The organism is Desulfovibrio sp. 1214_IL3152 (assembly GCF_036763055.1).
Classification (GTDB): domain Bacteria; phylum Desulfobacterota; class Desulfovibrionia; order Desulfovibrionales; family Desulfovibrionaceae; genus Desulfovibrio.
The window spans coordinates 1-2669 of sequence record NZ_JBAIYW010000440.1 but is presented as its reverse complement, the minus strand read 5'-3'; the positions used below and the strand labels follow the sequence as shown (position 1 = coordinate 2669).

2 protein-coding genes are annotated in these 2669 nt (G+C 53.7%); both read right to left on the bottom strand.

All coding sequences use genetic code 11. The features are described from left to right. The coding region (locus V6C07_RS09280) for an FAD-dependent oxidoreductase (protein WP_333536147.1) at window positions 1-691 on the bottom strand (691 nt) is incomplete at its 3' end. Window positions 692-1611: 920 nt separating this feature from the next. After that, window positions 1612-2669: sigma-54 interaction domain-containing protein (locus tag V6C07_RS09275; protein WP_333536146.1), on the bottom strand; the 1058-nt coding region annotated here is incomplete at its 5' end.

Sequence of the window (2669 nt, the reverse complement as noted above, 5' to 3'; positions counted from 1 at the left end):
CGTCAATGGCCGCGTCGCCCCCGCCCACAACCAGCACCTTTTGGCCCACGCCGACGGCACAGCCAGAATTTATGCGGTTAAGAAAGTGCGTTACAGTAAAAAAATTGGCGGCGTCTTCACCGGGCAGGCCCAAAGAACGGCCCTCATGAGCGCCGATGCCCAGAAAAACGGCATCATGCTCTTTGCGCAGATCGTCCAGAGAGATATCCCTGCCCACAGCGACATTGCAGCGGATGTCCACTCCAAGGTCCCGGATGCGGCCAATTTCGCTGTCCAGCACATCCTGGGGCAGCCTGTAGTCCGGTATGCCGTAGCGCAGCATGCCGCCGGGCCTGGAAAAAGCCTCAAACACCGTAACGGCGTAGCCCCGCCGCGCCAGTTGATATGCGGCGGAAAGCCCCGCAGGCCCCGCACCCACCACAGCTATTTTTTCATCACGTTGGGCAACAGGCTCGGCAGGCAGGGCAAAGCCGTTGCTGAGCGCGTAGTCCCCGATAAAACGCTCTACATTGTTGATTGCCAGGGAACCGTCTTTGTACTGCCGGTTACACCCGGATTCGCAGGGATGCGGGCAAACGCGGCCGCATACCGCGGGAAAGGGATTGTTGGCGGCAATAATTTCAAAAGCCTGCCGGAAAGAGTCGTGATAGGTTCTGCCGTCCTTTACGGTGTTGGCAATGGTTGTGAGCACGCCCCGGATATTTGTCCCGCTGGGACACTCCCCCTGACATGCCGGTGTTTTTTTTATGAACACCGGAATATAGGGGCTTTCCTTTTTTGAGGCATTGCCTGTTTTTGTTCGGAGTAGTGCGATTTTTTTTCGCGAATTGCGAAGCCTCTTTAACGCAGGAGTCATCAGCATACCTCCCATGTTGCGCCGAAAAATCCGCACAATCAGGCATCACACCTGACCGTATGCAAGACAATACGGCATACAGTGAACAAGACACTCTACAGAAGCTGTTACTTCACACACAAAAACACATACTGCATACAAAACACATCTTCATAACTGCGATTGTATTTATAATCACAATACAGATGTGAAATTATACACAAATATTGTGTATATTATCAATCTCCGCAATCAATAAGTCAACAATGTCTTCATAAAAGACGAATACGCATATATTGAATATCGCGACTATGCGTAATTGCTGACTATACTCTTTATGCACATTTTTAATTGCATTTCCTTTTTGCATATATAAAAACTGGAATAACATTTTAGAAAAGTTTAAGTATATGGGAATTGCACGAGATCTGAATATTTTTCTTCCGATTCCCGCTTTTTTTCTGTCCCGGCTGCGAGAGCGGGCAACAAAAAGCCGCAGTGAATCCGCTCCTGTTCAGAAGGGCCACTGCGGCTTTTTCCCAACACCGTGTCAAAAAAAGCGTGCAGCCGCTGCCCTATCAGGGCAACGGCTGCACAAGAAAAGTACGGCAATGCCGTCAGACCGCAATCAGAGCAATTTCACTTTGAAATTGCTCTGGCGGCTGCGTGAGCAGACGTTCGCTACGGAGGCGTAAGCGCAGTTTATCTGCGCGGTTAAACGCCGAAGTGAGCGTGCCTTAAACTTTGAGAATGTATATTCTCAAAGTTAATCTGCTCTAGTCCACAGGATGTCCCGCAGCGCGGTATTCGTTGAGCTTGTTGCGCAGGGTCCGCACGGAAATTCCAAGAAGATCCGCCGCCTGGGTGCGGTTTCCCGAGGTTGCCTCAAGCCCCTTGAGAATCATGATGCGCTCCATCTCATGCAGGGGAATGACCGCGCCGGGCATGCTGCCGTGAGAGGAAGACATGGCAGGCCCCCCACCATCGGCAGGATCGTTTCGCCCTGTCGCCTCTTCGGCAAGCGCCGCTCCACCGGAAAAATCTGCGGCAGCCGCAGCCCCGAAACCTTCAGGGACAGAATCCGCGCCGTCGTCATCAAACAGGGGCCAATCGTCATCTTCCAGCAGAAAATGACGCGGTTCCACAGGACGGCCATTGGCAAGCAGCACGGCGCGTTCCATCAGGTTTTGCAGTTCACGCACGTTGCCGGGAAAATCATAGCCGCGCAGCCAGTCTATGGCGTTTTGCGAGAGCACGGCCGGGGCAAGCTGGTACTCGCGGATATACATATCCATAAAAAATCCGGCCAGTTCCAGGATATCATCGCCACGCTCACGCAATGAAGGCAGCCGCAACGGAATGACATTGAGCCTGAAATACAGATCCTGACGGAACTTGCCCTGCTTTACCCAGTCTTCAAGGTCGCGGTTGGTGGTCGCCAGTACGCGCACATCAACCTTGAGGGGTTCTGTGCCGCCCACCCGGTCCACTTCGCCTTCCTGCAAGACACGCAAAAGCTTGGCCTGAAGGGAAAGGTCCATCTCCGAAATTTCGTCCAGCAGCAGCGTGCCGCCGTCGGCAAGCTCGAATTTCCCCGGTTTGCGGGCAATGGCTCCGGTAAAAGCGCCTTTTTCATGCCCAAAAAGTTCGCTTTCAAGCAGGTGTTCCGGCAAGGCGGCGCAGTTTACGGCCACAAAAGCCCCGGAGCCGCGTTTGCTCATGGCGTGCAGGTAGCGGGCAAACATCTCCTTTCCCGTGCCGGATTCGCCGGTAATAAGCACCGTGGCCCGCGAACCGGCCACCTGGCGCGCCAATTGCAAAACCCTGCCCATGG